The sequence below is a fragment of the Hymenobacter plasmatis genome (assembly GCF_020711255.1).
In the GTDB taxonomy this organism is placed as follows: domain Bacteria; phylum Bacteroidota; class Bacteroidia; order Cytophagales; family Hymenobacteraceae; genus Hymenobacter.
In genome coordinates this window covers 1-23487 of sequence record NZ_JAJFAW010000014.1, presented here as the reverse complement: position 1 = coordinate 23487, position 23487 = coordinate 1, and the positions used below count along the sequence as shown (strand labels likewise).

19 protein-coding genes are annotated in these 23487 nt (G+C 60.9%); 9 read left to right on the top strand and 10 right to left on the bottom strand.

The genetic code is table 11. The features are described from left to right. Positions 1 to 125 precede the first annotated feature (125 nt). Both LJ738_RS21505 and LJ738_RS11555 read left to right on the top strand, forming a co-directional pair. Positions 126 to 1496 (top strand): hypothetical protein, encoded by a 1371-nt coding sequence (locus tag LJ738_RS21505; protein WP_302716070.1) that lies wholly within the window; start codon positions 126 to 128, stop codon positions 1494 to 1496. Between the two features lie 83 nt (positions 1497 to 1579). Next, the gene (locus LJ738_RS11555) at positions 1580 to 3187 is read left to right on the top strand and encodes an OmpP1/FadL family transporter (protein WP_227786471.1); all 1608 of its coding nucleotides are present in this window, start codon (positions 1580 to 1582) and stop codon (positions 3185 to 3187) included. A 72-nt stretch (positions 3188 to 3259) separates the two neighbouring features. Here the strand turns inward: LJ738_RS11555 and LJ738_RS11550 are convergent, their stop codons facing one another. After that, a complete protein-coding gene (locus LJ738_RS11550; protein ID WP_227786470.1) occupies positions 3260 to 4288 on the bottom strand; it encodes a hypothetical protein in 1029 nt (342 codons plus the stop codon). A 104-nt stretch (positions 4289 to 4392) separates the two neighbouring features. Here LJ738_RS11550 and LJ738_RS11545 point away from each other — a divergent pair, with 104 nt between their 5' ends. Beyond that, entirely contained in the window at positions 4393 to 6618 is a 2226-nt protein-coding gene (locus LJ738_RS11545; protein ID WP_227786469.1) for a S9 family peptidase, read from the top strand. A 184-nt stretch (positions 6619 to 6802) separates the two neighbouring features. Here the strand turns inward: LJ738_RS11545 and LJ738_RS11540 are convergent, their stop codons facing one another. Both LJ738_RS11540 and prmC read right to left on the bottom strand, forming a co-directional pair. Next, complete coding sequence (locus LJ738_RS11540; protein ID WP_227786468.1) at positions 6803 to 8464, bottom strand: catalase; 1662 nt, start codon at positions 8462 to 8464, stop codon at positions 6803 to 6805. Positions 8465 to 8746: 282 nt separating this feature from the next. After that, entirely contained in the window at positions 8747 to 9604 is an 858-nt protein-coding gene (prmC, locus tag LJ738_RS11535; RefSeq protein ID WP_227786467.1) for a peptide chain release factor N(5)-glutamine methyltransferase, read from the bottom strand. Between the two features lie 55 nt (positions 9605 to 9659). Between prmC and ribD the strand changes: the two genes are divergently transcribed. The 4 genes from ribD (at position 9660) to LJ738_RS11515 (ending at position 13391) form a co-directional block, all read left to right on the top strand. Continuing rightward, entirely contained in the window at positions 9660 to 10697 is a 1038-nt protein-coding gene (gene ribD / locus LJ738_RS11530) for a bifunctional diaminohydroxyphosphoribosylaminopyrimidine deaminase/5-amino-6-(5-phosphoribosylamino)uracil reductase RibD (RefSeq protein WP_227786466.1), read from the top strand. A gap of 112 nt (positions 10698 to 10809) precedes the next feature. Continuing rightward, positions 10810 to 11292: a GAF domain-containing protein gene (locus LJ738_RS11525; RefSeq protein ID WP_227786465.1), complete on the top strand. Its 483-nt coding sequence runs from the start codon at positions 10810 to 10812 to the stop codon at positions 11290 to 11292. 44 nt (positions 11293 to 11336) lie between these two features. Continuing rightward, complete coding sequence (locus tag LJ738_RS11520; protein WP_227786464.1) at positions 11337 to 12017, top strand: Cj0371 family chemotaxis-regulating polar lipoprotein; 681 nt, start codon at positions 11337 to 11339, stop codon at positions 12015 to 12017. A gap of 195 nt (positions 12018 to 12212) precedes the next feature. Beyond that, complete coding sequence (locus tag LJ738_RS11515) at positions 12213 to 13391, top strand: glutathionylspermidine synthase family protein (RefSeq protein ID WP_227786463.1); 1179 nt, start codon at positions 12213 to 12215, stop codon at positions 13389 to 13391. A 115-nt stretch (positions 13392 to 13506) separates the two neighbouring features. Here LJ738_RS11515 and LJ738_RS11510 read toward each other — a convergent pair whose 3' ends face one another. The 4 genes from LJ738_RS11510 to LJ738_RS11495 all read right to left on the bottom strand — a co-directional run bounded on the left by LJ738_RS11510 (position 13507) and on the right by LJ738_RS11495 (position 17977). Further along, positions 13507 to 14172: a phosphatidylserine decarboxylase family protein gene (locus LJ738_RS11510; RefSeq protein WP_227786462.1), complete on the bottom strand. Its 666-nt coding sequence runs from the start codon at positions 14170 to 14172 to the stop codon at positions 13507 to 13509. Between the two features lie 176 nt (positions 14173 to 14348). Next, positions 14349 to 15635: a Glu/Leu/Phe/Val family dehydrogenase gene (locus LJ738_RS11505; protein ID WP_227786461.1), complete on the bottom strand. Its 1287-nt coding sequence runs from the start codon at positions 15633 to 15635 to the stop codon at positions 14349 to 14351. 370 nt (positions 15636 to 16005) lie between these two features. Next, a complete protein-coding gene (locus LJ738_RS11500; RefSeq protein ID WP_227786460.1) occupies positions 16006 to 16947 on the bottom strand; it encodes a phosphatidate cytidylyltransferase in 942 nt (313 codons plus the stop codon). 43 nt (positions 16948 to 16990) lie between these two features. After that, complete coding sequence (locus LJ738_RS11495) at positions 16991 to 17977, bottom strand: CPBP family intramembrane glutamic endopeptidase (RefSeq protein WP_227786459.1); 987 nt, start codon at positions 17975 to 17977, stop codon at positions 16991 to 16993. 198 nt (positions 17978 to 18175) lie between these two features. Between LJ738_RS11495 and dusB the strand changes: the two genes are divergently transcribed. Both dusB and LJ738_RS11485 read left to right on the top strand, forming a co-directional pair. Beyond that, a complete protein-coding gene (dusB, locus tag LJ738_RS11490; RefSeq protein WP_227786458.1) occupies positions 18176 to 19165 on the top strand; it encodes a tRNA dihydrouridine synthase DusB in 990 nt (329 codons plus the stop codon). A 308-nt stretch (positions 19166 to 19473) separates the two neighbouring features. After that, complete coding sequence (locus LJ738_RS11485; RefSeq protein ID WP_227786457.1) at positions 19474 to 20688, top strand: ATP-binding protein; 1215 nt, start codon at positions 19474 to 19476, stop codon at positions 20686 to 20688. A gap of 188 nt (positions 20689 to 20876) precedes the next feature. Here the strand turns inward: LJ738_RS11485 and LJ738_RS11480 are convergent, their stop codons facing one another. The 3 genes from LJ738_RS11480 to LJ738_RS11470 form a co-directional block, all read right to left on the bottom strand. After that, positions 20877 to 21932, bottom strand: coding sequence for a lipocalin-like domain-containing protein (locus LJ738_RS11480; protein ID WP_227786456.1), 1056 nt, complete (start codon positions 21930 to 21932; stop codon positions 20877 to 20879). A 46-nt stretch (positions 21933 to 21978) separates the two neighbouring features. Further along, the gene (locus LJ738_RS11475; protein ID WP_227786455.1) at positions 21979 to 22746 is read right to left on the bottom strand and encodes a carboxypeptidase-like regulatory domain-containing protein; all 768 of its coding nucleotides are present in this window, start codon (positions 22744 to 22746) and stop codon (positions 21979 to 21981) included. A 48-nt stretch (positions 22747 to 22794) separates the two neighbouring features. Beyond that, a partial coding sequence (locus tag LJ738_RS11470) for a carboxypeptidase-like regulatory domain-containing protein (protein WP_227786454.1) occupies positions 22795 to 23487 on the bottom strand: 693 nt, incomplete at its 5' end.

Here is a 23487-nt window from a genome sequence, read left to right as displayed (position 1 = left end):
GGCAGTGGCAACTTTCTTCGTGCTGGCTGCTTGTTGATCTATTGCGGAGTACTGTTCCTTCATTCAGCTTCCCCCGTTTGCGTCGTTACTTTACCGTAAGCCTCCCCACTCTTTAGTTTTCAGTCATGAAAAACCTGCTCACCGCTTTTTTGCCCGCTTTGGCCTTGCTCGCGTTGGGTGGCTGTGCGAGCACTGCGGGCCTCGCTTCGTCGGAAGACGATGGGGTCTATTATTCTTCTAAAGACCATACCACGGCGGTGGTGAGCACGGCCCCGACGCCGGCCAGCACCAACGAAGCCGCTAACCCCGACTACAACGGCAACTCCAACCAGCCGTCGGCACGCCAAAACAGCGGCTCGGACCAGTACTACGACAATACCTATACCTACATGCGCGGCGTGCCGGGCTACGGCCCCGGCGTCACGTACTACACTCCCTATAGCCCCTACACTAGTCTGAGCTACCCCGGCGGCTACGGCTATGGCTGGGGAGCCGGCGCCTGCGGCTTTTCGCCCTACGCCTTCTGCGACCCGTTTTACAGCCCCATCTACAGCCCGTTTGGCTACGGCTATGGCTCAAGTCTTAGCATCAGCCTTGGTTTTGGGCGGCCCTATGGCTACGGCAGTGTCTACTATGGCTATGCCCGGCCCTATGGCTACGGCTACGGCGGTGGGTTCTATGACCCATTCTACTACAGCAGCCCCTTCTACGGCGGCTACTATGGCCGGGGCGCTTACTACGGCAGCAGCTACTACGGCGGCAACAACTACAGCTACGGGAACCGGTATTCGGGCGGCGACAATGCTCGTCCCCGCACTTCCGGCCACCGCACCGACCGCTCTTCTGATGACCGTTACTCGTCGGGTGGCAGCGTGAGCAACCCGGGTGGCGCCGGCACAACCGGTACCGGCAACGGCCGCGTGCGGAACGATGACCGCGTGGCCATGCCCAACCCAACGACCCAACCTTACACCTCTGCGCCCAACGAAGGCCGAGTACGCACGCAGGGAACTGCGGCTCCTCAGCCCACTGAATCGACGCCCGGCCGCAACGCTTACAACGAACCCCGCCGGCCGGAGCGCACCGAGCAGCCCGTGTACCGCGACATGAGCCAGCCCACCGAGGGCGGCCAGGTAACGCGCGACAACAGCCGCGGCCGGTGGCGCAACGATGAGGCCGCACCCCAGAGCAACGACCGGGCGCAGCCTCAGGAAGGCCAGCGGCGCCGGGGTGGCTTCTTCCAAAACATCCTCACGGAGCCGAGCAACAGCGGGGGCCAGGCCACCGAGCAGCCTTCCCGCCAGCGCTCTTACGAACAGCCGCAGCAGCCGCAACGCTCCTACGAGCAGCCTCAGCAACAGCAGCGCGCTTATGAGCAGCCGCAGCCCCAACGGCAGCAGTCGTACGAGCAGCCCCAGCGCTCCAGCCAGCCCTCGTACTCCGCCCCTTCTAACAACAGTGGCGGCGGTGGCCATAGCCGCAGCCGGCCCGACTAAGCGCTGACTGCGCCCCTTCCTGCGACATATCTCCCCAAGTGAGCCGGCCCAACGGCCGGCTCCTTTTCTTCCTACCCCACCCCATGAAAAAACGGATAATTTGGCTTAGCCTGGCCCTCGTAGTTGGGCAGGCCAGCCACGCTTTTGCCCAAGGCGCCACCGATGCGCTGCGCTATTCCCGCTTGCAGTTTGGCGGGCCGGCCCGCACGCTGGGCATCGGCGGGGCCAACGTCGCCCTGGGGGCCGACTTCGGCAACCTCACCAGCAACCCGGCCGGGCTGGGCATGTACCAGAAGTCGGAGGTGCATTTCACCCCGGGCATCGGCGTGGGGCGCAGCGAAGCCCGCATCGAAGACAACACCCTGGGCGCGCAAAGCGAGGACAAAAACAGCCTGCACGTGGCCAGTGGCGGCTTGGTGTTCACCACCCGGCACCCTGACAGCGACGAAAGCACCAACTGGCGGGCCGGCTCTTTCGGCATTGGCTTTACCCGGCTGGCCGATTTCAATACGGCCTCCCGCTACACCGGCCAGCTCAACGACCGGACCGTGAATGGCCGTATCATCTCGGGCGACAACCAGTCGTACTTGGCCTCGCTGCGCGGCCTGGGCAGCCAGGGCTACTTCGACGACCTGCGGGCCCAGGGAAATTCCGGCGACTATACCTCGGAAGACGGCCTGGCCTACGGGGCCTACCTGACCAGCATTTTCAAAACCCGCCGGCCGGGCGCCACGGGCCAGGACTCGGTGGGCTCGCGGGTGCGCCGCGGTCCCATTGGGCAGTCGGAATTCATTTCGTCGAAGGGTTCGATGTCGCAGTTTGACCTGGGCTATGGCGCCAGCTACCGCGACCGGCTGTACCTGGGCATTGGCGTAGGCATCGTCACGTCGAACTTCACCCGGGTGCGGGAATTCACCGAGACCGAAACCGACCCCACCACCCACCTGGCGAGCTACACCTTGCGCGACGAGCTGAAAACCACCGGCTCGGGTTTGAATGCGCGCCTCGGGGCTATTTACCGGGCTACCGATGCCTTGCGGGTGGGCGCCTCCATTCAGACGCCCACGTTTATGCGGCTTTCCGACACGTTTAATTCCAGCATCACCACCACGTTCAGTGCCCAGGGCACCGACATCGTCTCGACTTCCTTGCCCGCTGGGCCTATCGGAACAACTACGGTAGATGCGCTGCCCAACGACTACGCTTATACCCTAACCACGCCCTTCCGGGCCAACGGTGGAGTGGCCTATACCCTGAGCAAGCACGGCTTCGTGACCGGAGACGTAGAATACGTGGGCTACGGTCAGGCCCGCCTGCACAACGACTCGCAGGACCCCAACGGCGACACCCGTTCGTTTAGCGCTGAAAACAGCGACATCCAGGCCCGCTACAAGGATGCCGTCAACGTGCGCCTGGGCGCCGAGGGCCGCTTCGACGTGTTTCGGGTGCGGTTGGGCTATGCCCGCTACGGCGACCCCTACAAGGCCGATACCAACGGCGAGCGCGCCCAGAATTTCTTTACCGGCGGCCTGGGCCTGCGCCAGGGCAACTTCTTCCTCGACGCCGCCGCAGTGTACACCTCCTTCGACCAGACTTACACGCCCTATACCTTGGGCAATGGCCTGCAGCCAGTGGTGAAAGTCGACAACAACCGCTTTACCACCAGCCTCACGGCAGGCATCACCTTCTAGCAGCTTGCCCACGATGCTACGCAAAAAGGCGTCCTCCGTACGGAGGACGCCTTTTTCGTGCGTACTAAATGGCTATTTCTGCACCTTCACCGAGCAGGAAAGCGCGGGCGCGGTGCCCAGCACCACATCGGAAACCAGAAGCAGGCCAGTGTGAGTGGCCGTGCCTTCGGCGACGCGGAAGGCAATCACTTGGTTTTTGGTCAGCGTACCCGTGGTCAAGGGGTCGGAAAATGCCGTGCCGTTGGTAAAGGCAGCGTTGAAAGCTGCGGCTGTCGTCGCGGTGCTGAATTCAGCAAGGGTTAGCCTGGTGGCGCGCAGTTCGGTGGCGCGGCGGTTGGCCACCGGCCAGCTGGCGGCGTTGAGGACCAGGACCCGGGTGTCGGCTGGCGCGCTGAGGCTGACGGTGGTGCCGTCACTGGACAGGGCTATCAGGTCGATGAGCGGCTGGTTGCTTTGTAGGGAGTTTTCCTGGTTCAGGAGGGCATACTTGGGCAGCAGCAGGCCATAGCGCAGGTTGAGGAACACGCGGCTGCGGGCCCGGGTACTACGGGCGGCGCGGGTGGTGTCGGTGCGGGGCACGGGCCGCAGCACGGTAGTATAGTTATGGTACACGGCCGCAGAATCTGTTTTGCGCACCGTGAGCCGGTAGGCCCGCGAAGCCGTTTCGCCGGCGACATCCGTAGCGGTGTATTGCCAGAGTTCGGTACCCGAAGTCGAGCGCGCTGAGAACCGGTTCTCGAATAGAAACTCCCCGCCTTTGGGCGAATCGTTGTTTGAGCCCACGATGGGGTTTAGGAGCGAGTCGAGGTACACGATTTCCTTCTCGGGCGGCCCGGTTTTGGGGTCGTAGCCAGAGATGGGCACCGGGTAGAGGATGGGCTCGGGGCCTGGTTTGTAGGTAACGGCGATGCGCAGGCGCTTGAGCAGGTTATCGTTGCCCACGGCGTAGGCCCGGGTGGTGAGCGTATCGGTGGGGTTCACCACCTTGTTGCCGGACGTGAGGGTGGTGGTGCCGATAAAATCAAGCTGGACGGGGGTCGCCGTTTTAGAGCAGGCACCCAGGAGCACGGGCAGGAAAAGCAACAGGAGGCGAAAACGCATAGGGCAAAGGTAACGGGAGCCACCCGGCCTGCGACCTTGCTGCCAGCGGGTATTATCTTTAACGTTCAGTTCCCTCCCTTATTTCGCTCACGCTTTTCCCTTTTATGCGTTTTCGTTTTTTTGCGCTGGCCGCCTTGCTGGCCGCCAACGGCCCAGCGTTGCTGCCAGGCTTCACCTCCTCCCCCATTCACGCCCAGCAAAAGCTGCCGCTGACCCTGGAAGACATTTGGGCCAAGCCTACGTTCCGTTCGGCCAGTGTGCCGGGTTTCAATTGGATGAACGACGGCCGGTACTACTCGGCGCTGGAAGGCGGCAGCCTCGTGCAGCACGAAGTGACCACCGGCAAGGCCCTGCAAACGCTGGTAGCCGCCACCGACCTGCAACTCCCCGGTGCCGCCAAACCCCTGGAGGTAGATGGCTACTCCTTCAATGCGAACGAGCAGAAAATTCTGTTCACCACCGAAACGGAACCCATTTACCGGCATAGCGCGCGCTCCACTTACTACGTGTTTGACCGCGGCACCAAAAAGCTGACGCCGCTGAGCGCCGGCGGCAAGCAGGGCTACGCCACTTTCTCGCCCGACGGCCAGCGCGTGGCCTTCACCCGCGACAACAACGTGTTTGTGACCGACCTGGCCACCATGAAGGAAACTGCCGTAACCACCAACGGCGTGAAGAACAACCTCATCAACGGCTCGGCCGATTGGGTGTACGAGGAGGAATTCACCTTCGCACAGGGCTTCTTCTGGTCGCCCGACAGCCGGCAGATTGCCTTCTACACCTTCGATGAAAGCCAAGTACCCGAGTACGACATGCAGGAATGGGGAAGTCTTTACCCCAAGGAAAACCGCTTTAAATACCCCAAAGCCGGCGAGAAAAACTCGGTCGTAAGCGTGAGTAGCTACGACGTAGCCAGCGCCCGTACTGTGAAGATGGACGTGGGACCCGAGCCCAACCAATACATCCCCCGCGTGCAGTGGACCACGGCACCCAATACCCTCAGCATTCTGCGCCTGAACCGCTTGCAGAACAAACTCGAAATTCTGCATGCCGACGCCAGCACCGGCAACACCAAAGTAGTGCTGACCGATACCAGCCCGGCCTACGTCGATATCACCGACGACCTGCGCTATTTGCCAGGCGGCAAGCAATTCCTATTCACCAGCGAAAAGGACGGCTACCAGCACCTCTACCTGCACGACATGAACGGCAAGCAGCTGCGCCAGCTCACAAAGGGCAACTGGGAAATTACGACCATCAACGGCTTCGACCCCAAAGCCGGGTTTGTGTATTTCACCAGTACCGAGGGCTCGCCCCTGCAGCGCCACTTGTACCGCGTCAACCTGAAAGGCTCGGGCAAGCAGCGCCTGAGCGAGGCGGGCAACGGTACCGATGCCGTGAACATGAGCCCCGACACGAAGTATTTCCTCAACATCCATTCGTCGACCGGCGTGCCGCAGGTGGTGAGCCTGCGCGAGGGAGCCAGCGGCAAGCTGGTGAAAACGTTGGAAGACAACGCCAAACTGCGCCAGACGCTGACCCAGTACGACCTGGGCAAGCTGGAATTCTTCACCTTCAAAACCAGTGAGGGCACAGAGCTGAACGGCTCCATGCTGAAGCCCAGCAACTTCGACCCCGCCAAAAAATACCCTGTGCTGATGTACGTGTACGGCGGCCCGGGTTCGCAAACCGTGGCCGACAACACCGGCGGCGGCATTTCGACCACCAACTACCTCTGGCACCAGTTGCTGGCCCAGAAGGGCTACATCGTGGTGTCGGTGGATAACCGCGGCACCGGGGCGCGCGGCAGCAATTTCCGCAAGCTCACCTACGCCAACCTAGGCAAGCTCGAAACCATTGACCAGGCCGAGGGCGCGAAGTATCTGGGCACGCTGCCTTTCGTTGATAAGTCGCGCATCGGCATCTGGGGCTGGAGCTACGGCGGCTACATGACCTCGCTGGCCATGACTAAAAACGCCGACCTGTTCAAAATGGGCATCGCCGTAGCCCCCGTTACCAACTGGCGCTACTACGACACCGTGTACACCGAGCGCTACCTCAAAACGCCCCAGGAAAACCCTGCCGGCTACGACGAAAACTCGCCCGTACAGTTTGCCCAGAATATGAAAGGCAAGTTCTTGCTCGTGCACGGCACCGGCGACGACAACGTGCATTTCCAGAACTCCATTGCCTTCGTCGATGCCATGATTAAGGCCAACAAGGACTACCAGACGCTGTATTACCCCAACCGCAACCACGGCATCCGGGGCGGCAACACCTCGCTGCACCTCTACCGTCAGATGACCAATTTCGTGCTGCAGAATCTGTAGGATTAGAAAACAACCATAATGCCCGTCATGCTGGGCGCTGTCGAAGCATCTCTACCGCTTCGTTGAGCTAGCTTGATTACTGTTGCACGCGAGATGCTTCGGCTGCGCTCAGCATGACGGTTGTTAGCTCAATAAAAAAGGGCGCCCAATTGGGTGCCCTTTTTTATTGAGCTAACAACCGTAACTAGTACGGCTTGGCTTCGTGTGCAATGGCTTCGGCTTCATGCACGGCTGCCGAGGCTTTGCTTTCATTGGCTTGCGTGGCGCCGGCTTTGCCGTTGCGGGCGTTTTGCAGGCCCTCGGCCAGGCGGCGGCCCCAGTCAGCATCGCACTGGGAGCAGAGGTCAATCATCTTGTCCTGGATGACTTGAGCTGCATCAGCGAGGGCGCCTGTCATGTTGTTGATGAGGTCGTCGCGCTCCCAGTCTTCGTGCAGGCGGTAGCGCTCACCGGCTTGCTTGAAGTTGTTGGTGCGGTCGATGGCCTGGCGCACCAAGCGGCCCTCGTAGGCCGGCATGTGCTCGGCACCGGCGCGGGGCGACTCTTTCAGGCCCTGCAGGCTGCTGGGCTCGTAGTTCACGTGCAGGTTCTGGCCGGGGGCCGAGTCTACGTGGTAGGCCATCTGGCCGTCGCGCTGGTTGGTGGCCACGTGCTTTTTGGGCGCGTTGATGGGCAGCTGCAAGTAGTTGGTACCCACGCGGTAGCGCTGTGTATCGGAATACGAGAACGTACGGCCCTGCAGCATCTTGTCATCCGAGAAATCGAGGCCATCGACCAAGACACCGGTACCAAAGGCCACTTGCTCCACTTCGGCAAAGTAGTTTTCGGGGTTCCGGTTCAGCGTCATTTTGCCCACGGGCAGGTGCGGGAACTGGTCTTCGGGCCAGATTTTGGTGTCGTCGAGCGGGTCGAAGTCCAGCTCCGGATGCTCGTCGTCGCTCATAATTTGCACGCGCAGCTCCCACTGCGGGAAGTTGCCGGCCTTGATGTTGTCGAACAGGTCCTGGGTGGCGTGGTTGAAGTTCTTGGCCTGAATGGCTTCGGCTTCCGACTGCGTTAGGTTTTTAATGCCTTGCAGGGGCTCCCAGTGGTATTTCACCAGCACACCTACGCCTTCCTTGTTCACCCACTTGTAGGTGTTCACGCCGGAGCCTTGCATCTGGCGGTAGTTGGCCGGAATGCCCCAGGGCGAGAACAGGAACGACACCATGTGCATGGCCTCGGGCGTGTTGCTGATGAAGTCGAAAATGCGCTCGCCGGTCTGGCGGTTGTGTACCGGGTCGGGCTTCTGCGAGTGAATCAGGTCCGGGAATTTGAGGGCATCGCGGATGAAGAACACCTTCAGGTTGTTGCCCACCAGGTCCCAGTTGCCGTCTTCGGTGTAGAATTTCACCGCGAAGCCGCGTGGGTCGCGCAGGGTTTCGGGCGAGTGGCCGCCGTGGCCCACCGTGGAGAAGCGCACAAACACCGGGGTTTCCTTGCCGGGTGTGTTGAACAGCTTGGCGCGGGTGTATTTGTCAATGGCCTCATTGCCCACTTTGCCGTAGGCTTCGAAGATGCCGTGGGCACCAGCGCCACGGGCGTGCACCACCCGCTCGGGCACCCGCTCGCGGTCGAAGTGGCTGATTTTCTCCAGGAACTGGTAGTTCTCCAGGGTAGCGGGGCCGCGGTTGCCCACGGTGCGCAGATTCTGGTTGTCGTAGACTGGGTGGCCTTGGCGGGTGGTCAGCGTATTGGCGTTTTCGCCGGCAGCCAAACGGCCATCCTGCGAGCTGCCCGCTCCGGTCACGGCCGTACCGTTCTCGCCGGCGTTGGCGCCGCGCGTCTGGTCTTGCTCTTGACTCATAGGTAGGTGAGTTAAAAAAGGGTGAAAATATAGTAACGTGTGCTGCGCAAATTACGCCATGAATGGGGTGGTTATTCGAAACTGTTGCCCCCAAAATAGCATAGGCAAGGGAGCATTAATGCTGCTGTGAGCTTAATTGAGACGTGTTGCTCAGCAAAATTGAGCCATTATAACTCGGGCTTTTTTCGGAAGCAATTGAGCTGCTGAGCCGCATTTTTTCTTTCTCAGCTCCTGGCTGTCGGTTGCCTGAACGCAAGACTTGCTTCTGGAATTTACGGAAAATTATGCGCGGGTGCCGCGCACAATGCGGGCCTTGCCGAACATATCGGTCAGCACGCGCACGTCCTCATAGCCGTGCTTGATGAGCAGCGCCGCGGTGTCAGAGCCCAGGGCTTCGTTGATTTCCAGGTACAACCCTCCCCCAGGCCGCAGCAGGTCGTGGCCCACGTCGCGCAGGCGACGGTAGAAGAGCAGCGGGTCATCGTCGGGTACAAACAGGGCGGTGGCGGGCTCCCAGGCCAGCACGTTTTCCCGCATAAGGAGCCGCTCGCTTTCGCGCACATAGGGCGGGTTGCTCACGAGTACATCGAGCGTGCCCGGAGCCACTGCGGCGGGCAGGCCTTGCAGAATGTCTACATGCTGAAAAACCACCGTGGGGGCATAGCGGGCGGCGTTGCGACGCGCTACGTCTAGGGCCGCTTCCGAAATATCGACCGCCAGCACATCGGCTTGGGGCAGGGCATCTGCCAGGGCAATGGCCAGGCACCCCGAGCCGGTGCCCACATCGAGCACGTGGAGGCCGGTGCGGCCTTGCTGTTCCTGGGCTATCACCCGCACCAACTCTTCGGTTTCAGGGCGCGGGATGAGCGTGGCCGGCGTTACCTCCAGGGTCATTTCGCCAAAAAACGCCTGGCCCAGCACGTACTGCACCGGCTCGTGGGCCAGCAGTCGCTCCTGCAAGGCCGGCAGGGCCGCCAGGGCTTCGGGCGGCACCGTTTCCTGGGCGTCCATCATGCGCTGCAGCGAATCCATATCGAGCAGGTACTCTACCACCAGCGTGGCTATAGCCTGGGCTTCGCGTTCAGGATAAGTGGGTTGCAGCGCGGTGGCTAGGGCAGTGGTGAATTCGCGGACGGTCATCGGCACAAATGTAGGCCTTCGGCGAAGCTACGCCCCTCTCCCTACCTTCGCGGGCATGAAACCAGACGACGCCCTTTTCATGCGCCGCGCCCTCGATTTGGCGCACCTCGGCACCGGCTATGCGCGGCCCAACCCGCTAGTGGGCTGCGTGGCCACGCACCAGGGCCGCATCATTGGCGAGGGCTGGCACCGGCAGTACGGCGGGCCCCACGCCGAAGTAAACGCGCTGGCCGCGGTGGATAACCAGGCCTTGCTGCGCGAAAGCCGCGTGTACGTGACCCTGGAGCCCTGTGCCCACCACGGCAAAACGCCGCCCTGCGCCGATTTGCTCATTGCCAAGGGCGTGCCCGAGGTGGTTATCTGCAACGAGGACCCGTTTCCGCTGGTGGCCGGCCGCGGCATCGACAAGCTTCGCGCTGCTGGCGTGCGGGTAGAAACCGGGCTGCTGGCCCCGGAAGGCCGGTGGCTCAACCGTCGGTTCTTCAAATTTCATGAGCAGAAGCGCCCTTACCTGGTGCTGAAGTGGGCCGAAACCGCCGATGGCTTTCTGGCCGGGCGGTATTTCCAGCCCGTGCAAATCAGCAGCCCGCAGGCTGGCTTGCTCACCCACCAGTGGCGGGCCGAGGAGCAGGCCATCCTGGTGGGCACGCGCACGGCCCTGCACGACAACCCCCGCCTGAACGTGCGCGACTGGCCCGGGCCCCAGCCTACCCGCCTGGTTATCGACAAAAACCTGAGTTTGCCGCCCACGCACAACCTGCTCGACGGCTCGCAGCCCACCCTCATCTACACGTACCGGCAGCCACGCCACACCACCAACCTCGACCTGGTCACGCTATCCGAAGCCGACGACCTGATTCCCCAAGTGCTGGCCGACTTGTATCAGCGCCAGATTCTGTCAGTCTTTGTCGAAGGCGGGCCCACGGTCCTGAACGCGCTGATAAACGCCGGGCTCTGGGACGAGATTCGCGTGTTCCGTGCGCCGATGAAGCTTGGCCAGGGCATTGCGGCGCCCCGGGTTGGGCTGGGCCATTTGCGCAGCCAAGAGAACGTTGGGCCCGATGAATTGTTCTGGTACGTGAACGATAAATAATGTGAGCTGAGCCCACGCAAGCGTTAGCTGTAATGCGCGGCTCAGTTCAACGAATAACCCTTTGTCATCCTCCTAAACCGCGCGAACTTTTCCACTTGCGCTACTTTCCCTCATGGCCGAAAACCTCACCCTCAACACCACGCTCACCAAAGCCGAGCAATACCAGCAGCTGCTGCCGCAAATTGAAGCCCTCACCGCCGGCGAGCCGGACCTTACCGCCAACCTGGCCAATACCGCGGCGGCGCTGCGGCAGGCCTTTGGGTTTTTCTGGGTGGGCTTCTACTTGGTGAAAGGCGACGAGCTGGTGCTGGGCCCCTTCCAGGGCCCGATTGCGTGCACCCGCATTCGCCACGGCAAGGGCGTGTGCGGCGCCAGCTGGGCGCAGGCCCAAACCGTGCTGGTGCCCGATGTGGACGCTTTCCCGGGTCACATTGCCTGCAGCTCCGATTCCAAATCGGAAATCGTGGTGCCCATTCTGAAAGACGGCCGCGTGGTAGCCGTGCTCGATGTGGACAGCGACCAGCTCAACGACTTCGACCAAGCCGACCAGGCGGCGCTGGAGCAACTCATGCAGCTGGCAGCCCGGTGGTTTTAAGCTAACATTGCGGTTTCCGGCACCTTATTTTTCTGCGCACTTCCATGAAAAAGCATTTCCACCCCCTCGGCGACTGGCGCCGCAACGTTTTGCTGATGGCCGCCGCCAGCAGCCTGGGCCTCACCGTGCCGGCCTGCTCCAGCGACAACAACCGCGCGGATGAGAACGGCGCCGAAGCCAGCTGGGGTGGCCAGAGCTACAGCGAAGGGGTCATCACCGAAATGACCGAGGTGCAGCCCGGCGAGTGGAAGATTACCGCCGAGCGCCCTGCCGGTAAGGAAGAGGTAGCCGCCATTATGCACCACTTCGATGGCAAGACCGATACCCTGCAAGGCCAGGCCTTGCAGCGGCAAATGCAGGACTACAGCCGCGCAAACCCCGAAAACCGAGCCCAGGGCAACGGCATGATGGACGTGCTGATGTGGAGCGGCATCGGCTACATGGCCGGCCGCTTCCTCACGCCCAACCCCGGCTACTACGCCAACCCAGGCTTGCTGCAGCGCAACCAGGCCTGGCGCGCCAACGTGGCCCGCGAGCGCCAGAACCAGGGCCGCGGCTTCTTCGGCCGGGGCTTTGCGGGTGGCCGCACCTCGCCCAACGCCGGCATTCAGGAAAGCCGCTCCACCCTGCGCAGCTCGCCCCGGCCCAGTTTCCGCAGCAGCGCGCCGTCTGGCCGCAGCAGCCGTTTCGGAAGCCGCGGCGGCTTCCGGGGTTTTGGCGGGTAGAAGCTAGGATAAAGCAAAAGGGACGGCATGCAGCACCAGTAGTAAAGCAACATATCCGCGCCTCTTGTCATGCAGAGCGTAGCGAAGCATCTTCTCAAGATTGAACGACTCGTTGAGCCGTGAGAAGATGCTTCGCTGCGCTCTGCATGACAGACGATTGCTGACAGCCGATTGAACTACCAAAACCAGCATTCAATGAACATCAACCTCCTTCCTCTCACTGGTGATGTCTCGCCAGCCGTGCGGGCGCTCGGCTGGGAATGGGCCATTGAGGAAGCCTGCCAGAACTACGTGGCGCGCGAAGCCGTGCAGCTCTCCGAAAGCGAGGCCGAAACCCTGCTGCAGGCCGCCGACACGCTCTACGACATGCTGGTGGAGGCCATTCCTGACCAAATACCGGATGCGTTGCTGGAGCGGCTGGCCATCCCTGCCAACTTATGGGAGGTGGTGCGTCACTCCTGGAACGACGAGCGCCACTGGCATCTATACGGCCGCTTCGACCTGGCAATGACTCCGGATGGCCCCAAGCTGCTAGAATTCAATGCCGACACGGCCACCAGCCTGCCCGAAACGGCCGTGGTGCAATGGGCCAGCCTGGTAGCCGCCGGGCAGTCCGACGAAGGCCGCCAGGCCAACGGCCTGTTTGAGTGCCTCGAAGACCAGTTCCGCCACTGGCGCGCCCTCAACAACGACCGGCAGGCCACGCTCCTGCTCGTGTACCTGCCCGGCAGCGCCGAAGACGAAGCCAACTGTGCCGTGCTGGCCGAGGCCGCCCGCGCCGCCCGCTTTGCCGACGTGCACATCTGCCCCATCGACGACATGAAGGTCTCGGTGCAGGGCGAAGACCGCGGCATCTGGGCAGAGACGGCCCCGGCGCAGTGGCAGCGGTTCGACTTTCTGTTCAAGCTCGTGCCGTGGGAAATCCTGGCCGAAGAAGAGCCCGAGCTCACCGCCGACCTCGGGCAGCTGCAGCTTACCCGCGACGTGGTGATTGCCAACCCGGCCTACTGCCTGCTTTTCCAGAGCAAAGGCCTGCTGGCACATCTCTGGGACGTATTTCCGCACCACCCGCTGCTGCTCGAAGCCAGCCTGGCGGCCCTGCCGGGGCACCACGTTCGCAAGCCTTTTTATGGGCGCGAGGGCCAGAACGTAGCGGAAATCCAGCCCAACGGCACCGCCAGCCTGGAAGTACCGGGCGAGTTTGCTCACCAGCCTTCGCTTTATCAGCGTTGGGCCGAGTTGCCCACCGATACCCAAGGACGCTTTTACCAAGCGGGCGTTTTCTGGGCGGGCGAGGCCTGCGCCATTGGCTTTCGGCGCGAGGCCGGCTTGATTACCAACCTCTCCGAGTTTGTGCCGCACCTGTTGGGCTGAATTATGGGTTTCCCAGCAGTGCCTTTTCACTAGCTTTAATAGAGCCTGCATTACGCAAAAAGCCCGGCCGCATCGCTGCAGTCGGGCTTTTTTTAGCTCAACAGGCTCGTAGAATTTACTTCACTTTGAGCTGGCAAATTACGGTTTCGCCGCCTTTTACTTTCTGGCCCAATTCCACTTTTACTTCGGTATCGAGGGGCACAAAAACATCGACGCGGGAGCCGAACTTGATGAAGCCGAACTCCTCGCCCTGGCTTACTTCGTCGCCTTCGTTCACGTACCACACAATGCGGCGGGCCATGGCCCCGGCAATCTGGCGGAACAGCACCAGCGGGCCGGCGTCGCTTTCTACCACCACGGTGGTGCGCTCGTTTTGGGAGCTGCTTTTGGGGTGCCAGGCCACGAGGTAGTTGCCGGGGTGATACTTGAAGTATTTCACGATGCCTGAAATCGGATTGCGCGTCACGTGCACGTTGATGGGCGACATGAAGATGCTGATTTGCTTGCGCTCATCCTCAAAGAATTCGGGTTCGAATACGTTTTCAATCACCACCACCTTGCCATCGGCGGGGGCCAGCAGCAGGTCTTCGTGGGTGAACAGGTGGCGAAACGGACTCCGAAAAAACTGCAGAATCAACAAGAAGACGATGACCGTGGCCCCGGCAAATAGCCGGTTCACCAAGTCGGCACCCTTATTAAACTGAAATACCAATAAGTTGAGCGCCAGCAAAGCCAGCAGCGTGACGAATAGGATACGTCTTCCTTCTTTGTGAATCTTCATGCGAATTGCGACACGGGCCGCCGGGGGTGCAAGTTAAAGCCCTCTTTCTAAACAACGGCCCACCTTACCGCAACGGGTAAAGTGGGCCGCATGTTCTCTAAGGGCATCCAGCATAGCTGGACGCTGCCTTCAACCGGATTAACGCAATATTGGCGTCAACGGTTGGGGTTGTGTTTTTAGAAGCCGCCGCGGAACTTGTAGGTCTGGGCCACTTTGTCAATGGCCACGACGTAGGCCGCGATACGCATCGGAATCTTGTATTTCTGGCTGGTCTGGTACACTTTCTCAAACGCATCCGACATAATGCGGTCGGCGCGCTCGGTTACCATGTCCAGGCTCCATTTGAAACCCTGCTTGTTCTGCACCCACTCGAAGTACGACACCGTAACACCGCCGGAGTTGGCCAGGATATCCGGCACCACCATGATGCCCTTCTCGTTGATAATCGGGTCGGCCGAAGCCGAGGTGGGGCCGTTGGCGCCCTCCACAATCAGCTTGGCTTTGATTTTGTGGGCGTTGTGCTCGGTAATTACGTCCTCAACCGCAGCAGGCACAATCATGTCCACGTCGGATATCAGCAGGTCGTTGGGGTCCATCGGCGTGGCGCCTTCGAAGCCTTCCAGGCGACCGTTGTGGGCGTTCTTGTAGGCAATGGCGTCGTCGATGTTGATGCCGGCGTCGTTCCAGTAGGCACCCGAGATATCGGATACGCCTTTGATTTTAACGCCTTGGGCGTGCAGCAGCACAGCAGCCCAGGAGCCCACGTTGCCAAACCCTTGCACGGCGGCCGATACGTCGGTCGGCTTCAGGCCCAGTTTTTTGAGGGCAGCCAGGGCCGATACCATTACGCCGCGGCCGGTGGCCTCGGTGCGGCCCAGCGAGCCACCCATTACCAGGGGCTTGCCCGTTACCACGGCCGGCGAGGTCATGCCGTTGGTCTTGGAGAATTCGTCCATCAGCCACGCCATTTCGCGGGGGCCGGTGCCCATGTCGGGAGCCGGAATGTCGCGGTCGGGGCCAAAGATATCCTTCAGGGCCAGGGTGTAGCCGCGGGTCATGCGCTCGATTTCGCCGGCGCTCATCTTGGTGGGGTCGCAGATGATGCCGCCTTTGGCTCCGCCGTAGGGAATGTCAACCACGGCGCACTTCCAGGTCATCCAGGCCGCGAGGGCCTTCACCTCGTCGAGGTGCACGTTTACGTCGTAGCGGATGCCGCCTTTGCTCGGGCCCAGAATGGTGTTGTGAATAACGCGGTAGCCCTCGAAAACCCGGATATTGCCGTCGTCCATCGTCACCGGAATATTCACAATCACTTGCTTATCCGGTGCTTTGAGCACGTTGTACGTTGCATCGTCGAGCCCCAGAATGTCCGCCGCAATGTTGAAGCGCGACATCATGGATTCGAGCGGGTTTTCGCGGTCCATTATCGGAGCCGGCTCTTTATACACGGTATGAGTTGCCATTCGGGATATGGTTAGTGGGAAAGTGTTGGGTGGGAGTGTGCGTACGGTTTAGGGCCGCAAAGGTATTGGTTTTGCCAAGATGAAAGGCGAATTGGGTGCAAACGTTTGCGGCGTTTTTCTGCAAGTTTTTCATTGTGAGACAGCTCAGTTTGTCATCACCAAGCGCAGCCCGCATTAATCCGCCTGTCATTGCGAGCGCAGCGCGGCAATCCTTCCTCTATCTGTGACCAATGTCCTTTTGCCACAACGCCTTTTATTCAACAGCAAAAAACCTCGGCACTGCGCAGTACCGAGGCTTTTCAAATCTTTTGGGTTGGTCGCATAGAGAGGACGGATTGCCGCGCTGCGCTCGCAATGACAGATGTCCCTCCTACCCGGCCAGCAGCTGCAGCAGCGCCAGCATGGGCAGCACCAGCAGGAAGGCATCGAAACGGTCGAGCAGGCCGCCGTGGCCGGGCATGATGCTGCCTGAGTCCTTCACGCCCATGCTGCGCTTGAGCATGGATTCGGCCAGGTCGCCGATGGGCGCAAAAATGGCCACCACGCCCGCCGCCGCCAGCCGGTGAGCCAGCGGCATATCGGGCAATAGGTAGCCCAACGCCCACCCTACGGCCAGCGTGAGCAGGAAGCCGCCCACCCAGCCTTCCCAGGTTTTGCCGGGCGAGATGTTGGGGGCCATTTTGTGCTTGCCCAGGGTTCGGCCGGCGGCGTAAGCGCCGATGTCGGAAGCCCAGATGAGGAAGAGCAGGGCGAAGATGCGGCGGTAGTCGTAGCCACCTTCGCCCTGGGCCAGCAGCGGCAGCAAGGCCATGGGCAGCCCAATGTAGAACAGGCCCGCCAGGGCCGCGCCCACGTTGCCGAAGGGGCTGGGATAGCGCGGCCAGAGCAGCAACTCCCGAAGCACGAGCAGCACCGGCACCAGCACGGCCAGGCCCGACCAGAGCAGGCGCAGGTACAGGCCGTTGATGGCGCTGAAGAAAGACTCCAACGAATCGACCAAACCGGAGGGGCCGTACCCGGTGTGCGCAAACCAGAACGTGCCTACAAACAGCAGCCACCCGGTGCCAATGCCCAATACCCCGGCGGGGTGCAAGCCGCTGCCCCGCATCATCCGATAGAACTCCCACAGCATCACCGCCTGCACAAAGGCGAAGAACAGCCCAAACGTCCAGGGGCTAAACCAGACGCTGCCCAGCAGCAGCGCGGCGCCAATTACGCCGTAGATGACCCGCAGGCGCAGGTTGCTGGGGCCGGGCTTGGTATCGGTGGGAGCAGGTGAAACAGGGGTAATCGGAGGCGTAGAATCGGACAACTCGGAAGGATAAGGAGGGAATAAAGACAAACAGGCCGCGGCGCTAGGCCGAGGGCTTGGGGCTGCGCACCTCGATGCCGCGGTGGCTGAGCGTGAGCATGTGGGTGGGGGCCGCCGGGGCACTCATGCGCTCGTGCAGAAAATAAAGCAGCCCAACGGTGAGCAGCGCCGACGGCACCACCAGCCACCACGGCAGTGCCTCGGTGGCGTCGGGGTCGAAACCCCAGCCAAAATGGCCGTGCTGGGTGAGGTACAGAATCAGGAGTTGAAAGGCATTCTGGGTGAAGTGCGCGGCCATGCTCACCAGGATATTACCGCTCCAGAGGTACAAATAGCCCAACACCAGCCCCAGCACAAAGCGGGGCACAAACCCAAAAAACTGGAAGTGAATGGCGCTGAAAATGGCCGCCCCCAGCCACACACCCACGTGCGGCGAAAACCAGCGCACCAGGTTTTTCTGAATCACGCCGCGAAACACCAGCTCCTCGCTCACGGCCGGCACCAGGGCAATGACCAACAGCGCCGCCAAGAAACGCCCGTTGGTGCTGAAACGCGTCAGAAACTGGGTGATGTTCTGGGCGCGGTCTTCACTGGCCCGGGCCCACACCTCAAAATCGTGCAGCACAGCGGGAAAATGCACGGCCGCATTCCAGGCAATCAGGGTGGACATGAAGGGCAGAATGACCACAATGAGCAAGGCCGCGGCCACCAGCCACCAGCCCGCGCCCAGCCGCCGGGGGTTGAAGTACTCGGCCCAGCTGTAGCCCAAGGCAGAAGCCAGCGCCAGCGCGCCACCCGCGCAAGCCGAAAACAGCAACACCCCCTGCGCCATCATCAGCAGGCCCCAGCCTTGCGGGAAGGCCGCGGGGTAGGTCATCACCTTGCCCACTTCCGGCACCGAGAGCCCAAAGCCCACCTTGGCCCAGGCAAATATCACGGCGTAGCCCACGCAGGCGCCGGCCACCAGCAGCACCAGAAGCATCAATACCTGAAGGCCAGGGTGCAGTGCACGGGGTAGGAAACCTTTCATGGACGGGGACTGGTTGGGAAGGGCGTAAATTTACCGCAGTTTTTAACTTTAGACTTGTTTAAAACAAGCAAATGAGAACGTCATGCTGAGCTTGCCGAAGCATCTCAACCGCAATAGTAATCCATTCGTTGAGCTAGTTACGTGGTCGAGATGCTTCAGCAGGCTCAGCATGACGTTCTGAAATAAAATAGATATTCCGTGGTTAAAATAGGCAACATCCAGCTCCCCGACTTCCCGCTTTTGCTCGCTCCGATGGAGGACGTGAGCGACCCGCCCTTCCGCGCAGTGTGCAAGGCCAACGGGGCTGATTTGATGTACACCGAATTCATTTCATCGGAAGGCCTGATTCGGGCCGCGGCCAAGAGCCGCAAGAAGCTCGATGTGTTTGACTACGAGCGACCCATCGGCATTCAGCTCTTTGGCTCCGACGTGGAAACCATGGGCGAGTGCGCAGCCATCAGCACCGAGGCCGGACCCGACTTGATTGACATCAACTACGGCTGCCCGGTGAAGCAGGTGGCCTGCCGGGGCGCAGGCGCCGCCTTGCTACGCGACGTCCCCAAGATGGTAGAAATGACGGCCGCCGTCATTCGCAACACCCACCTGCCCGTGACGGTAAAAACCCGTCTGGGCTGGGACGATGGCACCAAAAACGTGGAAGAAGTGGCCGAGCGCCTGCAAGACATCGGCATCGCGGCCCTCACCGTGCACGGCCGCACCCGCGTGCAGCTCTACAAGGGCGAAGCCGACTGGCGCCTCATTGCCAAAATCAAGGACAACCCGCGCATTCACATCCCCATCTTCGGCAACGGCGACATCACCTCGCCCGAAAAAGCCAAGGAATACCAGAACCGCTACGGCGTAGATGGCGTGATGGTGGGCCGCGCCAGCATCGGCTACCCCTGGATTTTTCGGGAAATCAAGCACTACGTGGCCACCGGCGAGCTACTAGCCCCGCCCACGCTGGAAGAGCGGGTGGCCATGTGCCAGATGCACTTCGATAAGAGCATTGAGTGGAAGGGCCCCAAAGTGGGCATCTTTGAAATGCGCCGCCATTACGCCCACTATTTCCGCGGGCTGGAGGGAGCCAAAGCCTGGCGTACCCGCCTGGTAGATGCCGAAACGCCCGACGTGGTGCTGGAGATTCTGCAGGAAATTGCCAGCAGCGAAGCCATGATGGTCGGCTGATTTACCTCGATTTGCTTGTAAGCTGCTCATGCTGAGTGCAGCAATGTACCCGCGCCTTCTGTCATGCAGAGCGCAGCGAAGCATCCTATCACGTTACAACGATTTGTTCCGCGGTGAGAAGATGCTTCGCTGCGCTCTGCATGACAAGAGGCGCGGGCAAGATGCTTCCTTCGGGACGCCAGATAAGCATGACAGATGGTTTGGCGCCGCACGCCGTTCAGCTCCATTACGTGCCACCTCCCTGCGGACTGCTTTGTACTAACGTTGGGCTAACTGGCGTTCCTTTGCCTGCCCCGTACTGCTGATTGATGAACCTGATTCCGATTTACGACCAAAAATCCCGCCTCAAAATCCTGATTGCGGTGCTGGCGCTGCTCATTGGGTCGGCCACTGTCATCTACACCAACCTGCTGGTGCAGCGCGTGTCGGAGCGGGAGCAGCAGCAGATTCAGCTCTACGCCAAAGCCCAGGAGTTCATCATCAACTCCGAACAGGACTCGAATACACTCTTCGTATTCAATGAGATAATCAACGCGAATGCCACCATTCCCGTCATTCTCAGCAGCGACGGCAAGGACATCATTGCGGCCAAGAACATCAACATGCCGGCGCACCTGTCGCCGGCCGATTCGGTGACGCTGCTCGCGAGCGAGCTCATGCTCATGAAGCAGCAGCACCAGCCCATTGTGGTAAAATTTGGGGCCGGGCAGGTCAACTACATCTACTACCGCGACTCGCAGCTGCTGCAGCAATTGCGCACCTACCCACTGGTGCAGCTCGTGGTGATTGGCTGCCTGGGCGTCATTGCCTATTTCGCGTTCAGCTCCTCGCGCCGCGCCGAGCAAAACCGCGTGTGGGTGGGCCTGGCCAAGGAAACGGCCCACCAGCTGGGCACGCCGCTGAGCAGCCTGGTGGGCTGGCAGAACTACCTCCGCGACTCCGACCGCTTCAAGGACGAGCCGATTGTGGAGGAATTGGGCAAGGACATCCGGCGCCTGGAAATCATCACCGAGCGGTTCTCGAACATCGGCTCCGTGCCGGTACTGAAGGACGAAAACCTGTACCACACCACCCGCAACGCCATCGAATACCTGCAAAGCCGGGTGTCGAAAAAGGTGGTATTCAAGATAGAATCCGACCTGCCCCTCGATACGCCCGCCCGCATCAATGTGCCGCTGTTTGATTGGGTAATCGAAAACATTTGCAAAAACGCCGTGGACGCCATGGACGGCCGCGGCTCCATCACGCTGCACCTGCGGCGCGTTCGCACCCGCCGCGCCTGGTACCGGCGGGCCACCCCACCCCGCCAGGTCGCCATCGACATCACCGACACGGGCAAGGGCATCCCCAAAAACAAGCTCGAGAGCGTGTTCATGCCCGGCTTCACTACCAAAAAGCGCGGCTGGGGCCTGGGTCTGGCCCTGGCAAAGCGCATCATCGAGAACTACCACGAAGGCAAGCTCTTCGTGAAATGGAGCGAAGTGGGCCGCGGCACCACCTTCCGGCTGATACTGAACCAGTAGCACGTCAAACTCCCCTCCTTAGCAAGGAGGGGATGTTCGAGCCGTTGGCTCGAACGGGGGTGGTTGAATCGTTGAACGACACCCGAACGATTCAGACGCCCCAACCACCCCAGTTGTCGCTGGCGCGACAACGTCCCCTCCTTGGTAAGGAGGGGATGTTATCGTTCGCTTTGCGTTTAGAGTACGAATCACCGATTCGTGATTTCCACGTAGGCGTTGCCTTTCACAGGCTGGCCGTTGCGGGTTCCGGTCACGCGGCACATGCCCTCCCAATAGTACAGATTCAGGACTTTGAAGAGGCGCAGGCCTAGTTCCTGATTGGGCACCAGCGGCGTCACGGTTAGCTCGTAGCCCTTGCTGGGCACGCTCACGTGCCAGGTGGCGGGGTATTTTTTCTTGGATTTGGGGCTGGTCCAGTACGTGAGAGGTTCGAGTTTGAACTCGGTTTCGGCTAGGTGCAGGTTTTCGCCCTGGGCGCCGAAGTGCGAGCCGCCGCCGATGTGCTGGCCAGTTTTGGTGTCGTGCACGGCGTACAACATCAGCTCTTCTTTGGGCTCATCGAGCTGCAGGCTAAGCCAGTCCCAGGCCACGTTTTTCTTGTTTACGCCGCCGCAGTTCCATTGCCTGTCGTACCACAGGTCGCCGGTTACCTGGTGGATTTTGCCGCCCGCTTCGAGGGTGCCGGTGGCGGCCAGGCGCGGAAAGCTGTAGTAGCCGGCCTGGGCCACGGCCCCGTATTGCTCGTAGCCGGTGCCGCCGTGCAGCAGCGCGGGCTTGGCCGGCGTGGTGGTCAGGTTGATGGCCTGGCCGGCATGGTCGGCCATACGGGCCAGAAGTTGGTAGCGGCCCTCCTGCCCGGTGAGGGTCCAGATTTGGGCGGCTTTCTGCCCGGTGAGGTTGATGGGCAGTGCGGCGGTGAGGGGCGCCGCAAGCTTGTCGAGCTTGTAGTCGTAGCGGAATTGCTGGGTCTGCGGGTCGGTCAGGGCGAAGTTTACCATCTGGTAATCCTGCTTGCCATCGGGGTTGAAGTGAAAGAAAACGTACTCGACGCCGAAGGCCTCGCCGCTGGCCACGTCCTTGAGATGGCCCGTGAAATACCACCACTCCAGCGAGTTTTTGACGTGCGGGGCCTCTTCCTGCGGCAGTTGGGCCTGGCCTGGAAAAAGGTCGTGCCGCGTGGTAGGCTTGAGGATAGAGCAGGCCGAAGCCAGAACGAGCAGCAGGGATAAGCGCAAGAATTTCATACCCTGCCACAAGGATTTTGCGGGGCGAAAGGTTTGCTTACCGTCGTTACGGCTTTGTTTTTGGAGCCTGGAATTCTATATCGACAATTTTAGGAAATGGCGGTGGTACAGCACCTTGACGCATCAAATATCCCAAAACAGCCGGAGTGCGGGTCTCGCCGGCCTCGAGCTTTGTTTCTCCAAGAATCATTGGGGGCCTACGCAGTAGGACTGTTACATCGTGGCCCGCGGTGAAATAATGAGGGATATAGGGCATTAACCAATCTTCCTCATTCTGCCGCACCTGCGGGCGCCCAGGCAGGACTGCAATCAGCTTACTGGCTGATAAACGCTTCGGCACAGCCAAGCGAAAGGACCCATCGGCGGCAGTTCGGGTTTGGCAAAGGGTATCCTTTTCACAAATAATCAAGGCGCCGGCCAGCGGCTGCTGGGTGTCACGGTCGAGTACCCGGCCGCTAACCAGTTGCGCATCGGGCAGAATGGTGGCTTGCACATCAGCTGGTGAAGGGGACGAAGCATCGGGCGTGCAATGGGTCAATGTTAATACCGCCGCCAGCGAAAGGGCCGCCCAAGGGGCAGCTGACCAGGTCAACAGCCGCGCCGGCGCACGCTGCGGGCTACTTCGAAAACGTCCACATGAATTTTCTTGCCCGGGTTGAGCTAAATAAGCCAGGATTTCCTCTCTTGTTTTCAGGCTGAAATCCACCACGGTTTTCTGGCAGGCGGCGCAATGGCGACCCGCTTCCGTAGGGTTCATGGCTGTCCAACTTTGATTACAGGGCTGCGGAACAGTAATGGTCGGAGAAGTAGCCATGCTTCGAAAGTAGCATAAACATAGAATTTTACCTATCTCGGCTGAGTTTTACCTGCTCCGGAAGGGCCGCATCACCCAGTATTTACCCCAATTGTAAAAGCGGCGCGGGTGCCAAGGCGCAGGCGGCAAAACCCGGGGCATCACCATTGCCCCCATTACTATCCCTCCGACAAACTCCATCCTATCGGCTTGCAGCTGAAAAGCAAGCGGGCTGGCAACCGCGGCAGTTGCGACAGAATGGAGCTGCGTTACATAACCGATGGAGCTTACCGCAACGGGCAGGCTTGCTTGGGCCGCCATTTCCGTGGGCACCACCAGTTCGAAAGTGCCATCTTGGTTGGTACTGGTTCCAATAGTGGTACCCTTCAGAAGAACCGTGACGCCTGGCAAGCCTTCCTTATTCGCAAAATCAGTGACAACGCCTCGCAGCACCAGTGGCAAAGCTGCCTCGGGTACGGCGTGAGCGGCAGGTTGCGGCGCGGGCGGCGTAGCTGGCACCGGGCCGCCCCCGTAGCGGGCGCGCCATTCGGCGGGAGCCTGCGCTTGGGCTACCGTGGGGGCCACTTCGCGCAGGCTCCACAAGGCCACGGCCGCTGCGAGCCAGGCCCGCCAGCGCGTTGGAGCAACCGGGACGGCGCGCTGCAACGGCCGCTCCAGCTGCCCCGCCGCAAAGCGCCCGCAGGTGCGGGTGCCCGCGGCCCTGGCAAAAAAGGCCAGGATTTCGGCGTCGGACTGGGAGGT

Bases quoted from the DNA above. Each gene is read 5' to 3' on its own strand.
- LJ738_RS21505 (WP_302716070.1), top strand. From the start codon at position 126: ATGAAAAACCTGCTCACCGCTTTTTTGCCCGCTTTGGCCTTGCTCGCG.
- LJ738_RS11555 (WP_227786471.1), top strand. From the start codon at position 1,580: ATGAAAAAACGGATAATTTGGCTTAGCCTGGCCCTCGTAGTTGGGCAG.
- LJ738_RS11550 (WP_227786470.1), bottom strand. From the start codon at position 4,288: ATGCGTTTTCGCCTCCTGTTGCTTTTCCTGCCCGTGCTCCTGGGTGCC.
- LJ738_RS11545 (WP_227786469.1), top strand. From the start codon at position 4,393: ATGCGTTTTCGTTTTTTTGCGCTGGCCGCCTTGCTGGCCGCCAACGGC.
- LJ738_RS11540 (WP_227786468.1), bottom strand. From the start codon at position 8,464: ATGAGTCAAGAGCAAGACCAGACGCGCGGCGCCAACGCCGGCGAGAAC.
- prmC (WP_227786467.1), bottom strand. From the start codon at position 9,604: ATGACCGTCCGCGAATTCACCACTGCCCTAGCCACCGCGCTGCAACCC.
- ribD (WP_227786466.1), top strand. From the start codon at position 9,660: ATGAAACCAGACGACGCCCTTTTCATGCGCCGCGCCCTCGATTTGGCG.
- LJ738_RS11525 (WP_227786465.1), top strand. From the start codon at position 10,810: ATGGCCGAAAACCTCACCCTCAACACCACGCTCACCAAAGCCGAGCAA.
- LJ738_RS11520 (WP_227786464.1), top strand. From the start codon at position 11,337: ATGAAAAAGCATTTCCACCCCCTCGGCGACTGGCGCCGCAACGTTTTG.
- LJ738_RS11515 (WP_227786463.1), top strand. From the start codon at position 12,213: ATGAACATCAACCTCCTTCCTCTCACTGGTGATGTCTCGCCAGCCGTG.
- LJ738_RS11510 (WP_227786462.1), bottom strand. From the start codon at position 14,172: ATGAAGATTCACAAAGAAGGAAGACGTATCCTATTCGTCACGCTGCTG.
- LJ738_RS11505 (WP_227786461.1), bottom strand. From the start codon at position 15,635: ATGGCAACTCATACCGTGTATAAAGAGCCGGCTCCGATAATGGACCGC.
- LJ738_RS11495 (WP_227786459.1), bottom strand. From the start codon at position 17,977: ATGAAAGGTTTCCTACCCCGTGCACTGCACCCTGGCCTTCAGGTATTG.
- LJ738_RS11485 (WP_227786457.1), top strand. From the start codon at position 19,474: ATGAACCTGATTCCGATTTACGACCAAAAATCCCGCCTCAAAATCCTG.
- LJ738_RS11480 (WP_227786456.1), bottom strand. From the start codon at position 21,932: ATGAAATTCTTGCGCTTATCCCTGCTGCTCGTTCTGGCTTCGGCCTGC.
- LJ738_RS11475 (WP_227786455.1), bottom strand. From the start codon at position 22,746: ATGGCTACTTCTCCGACCATTACTGTTCCGCAGCCCTGTAATCAAAGT.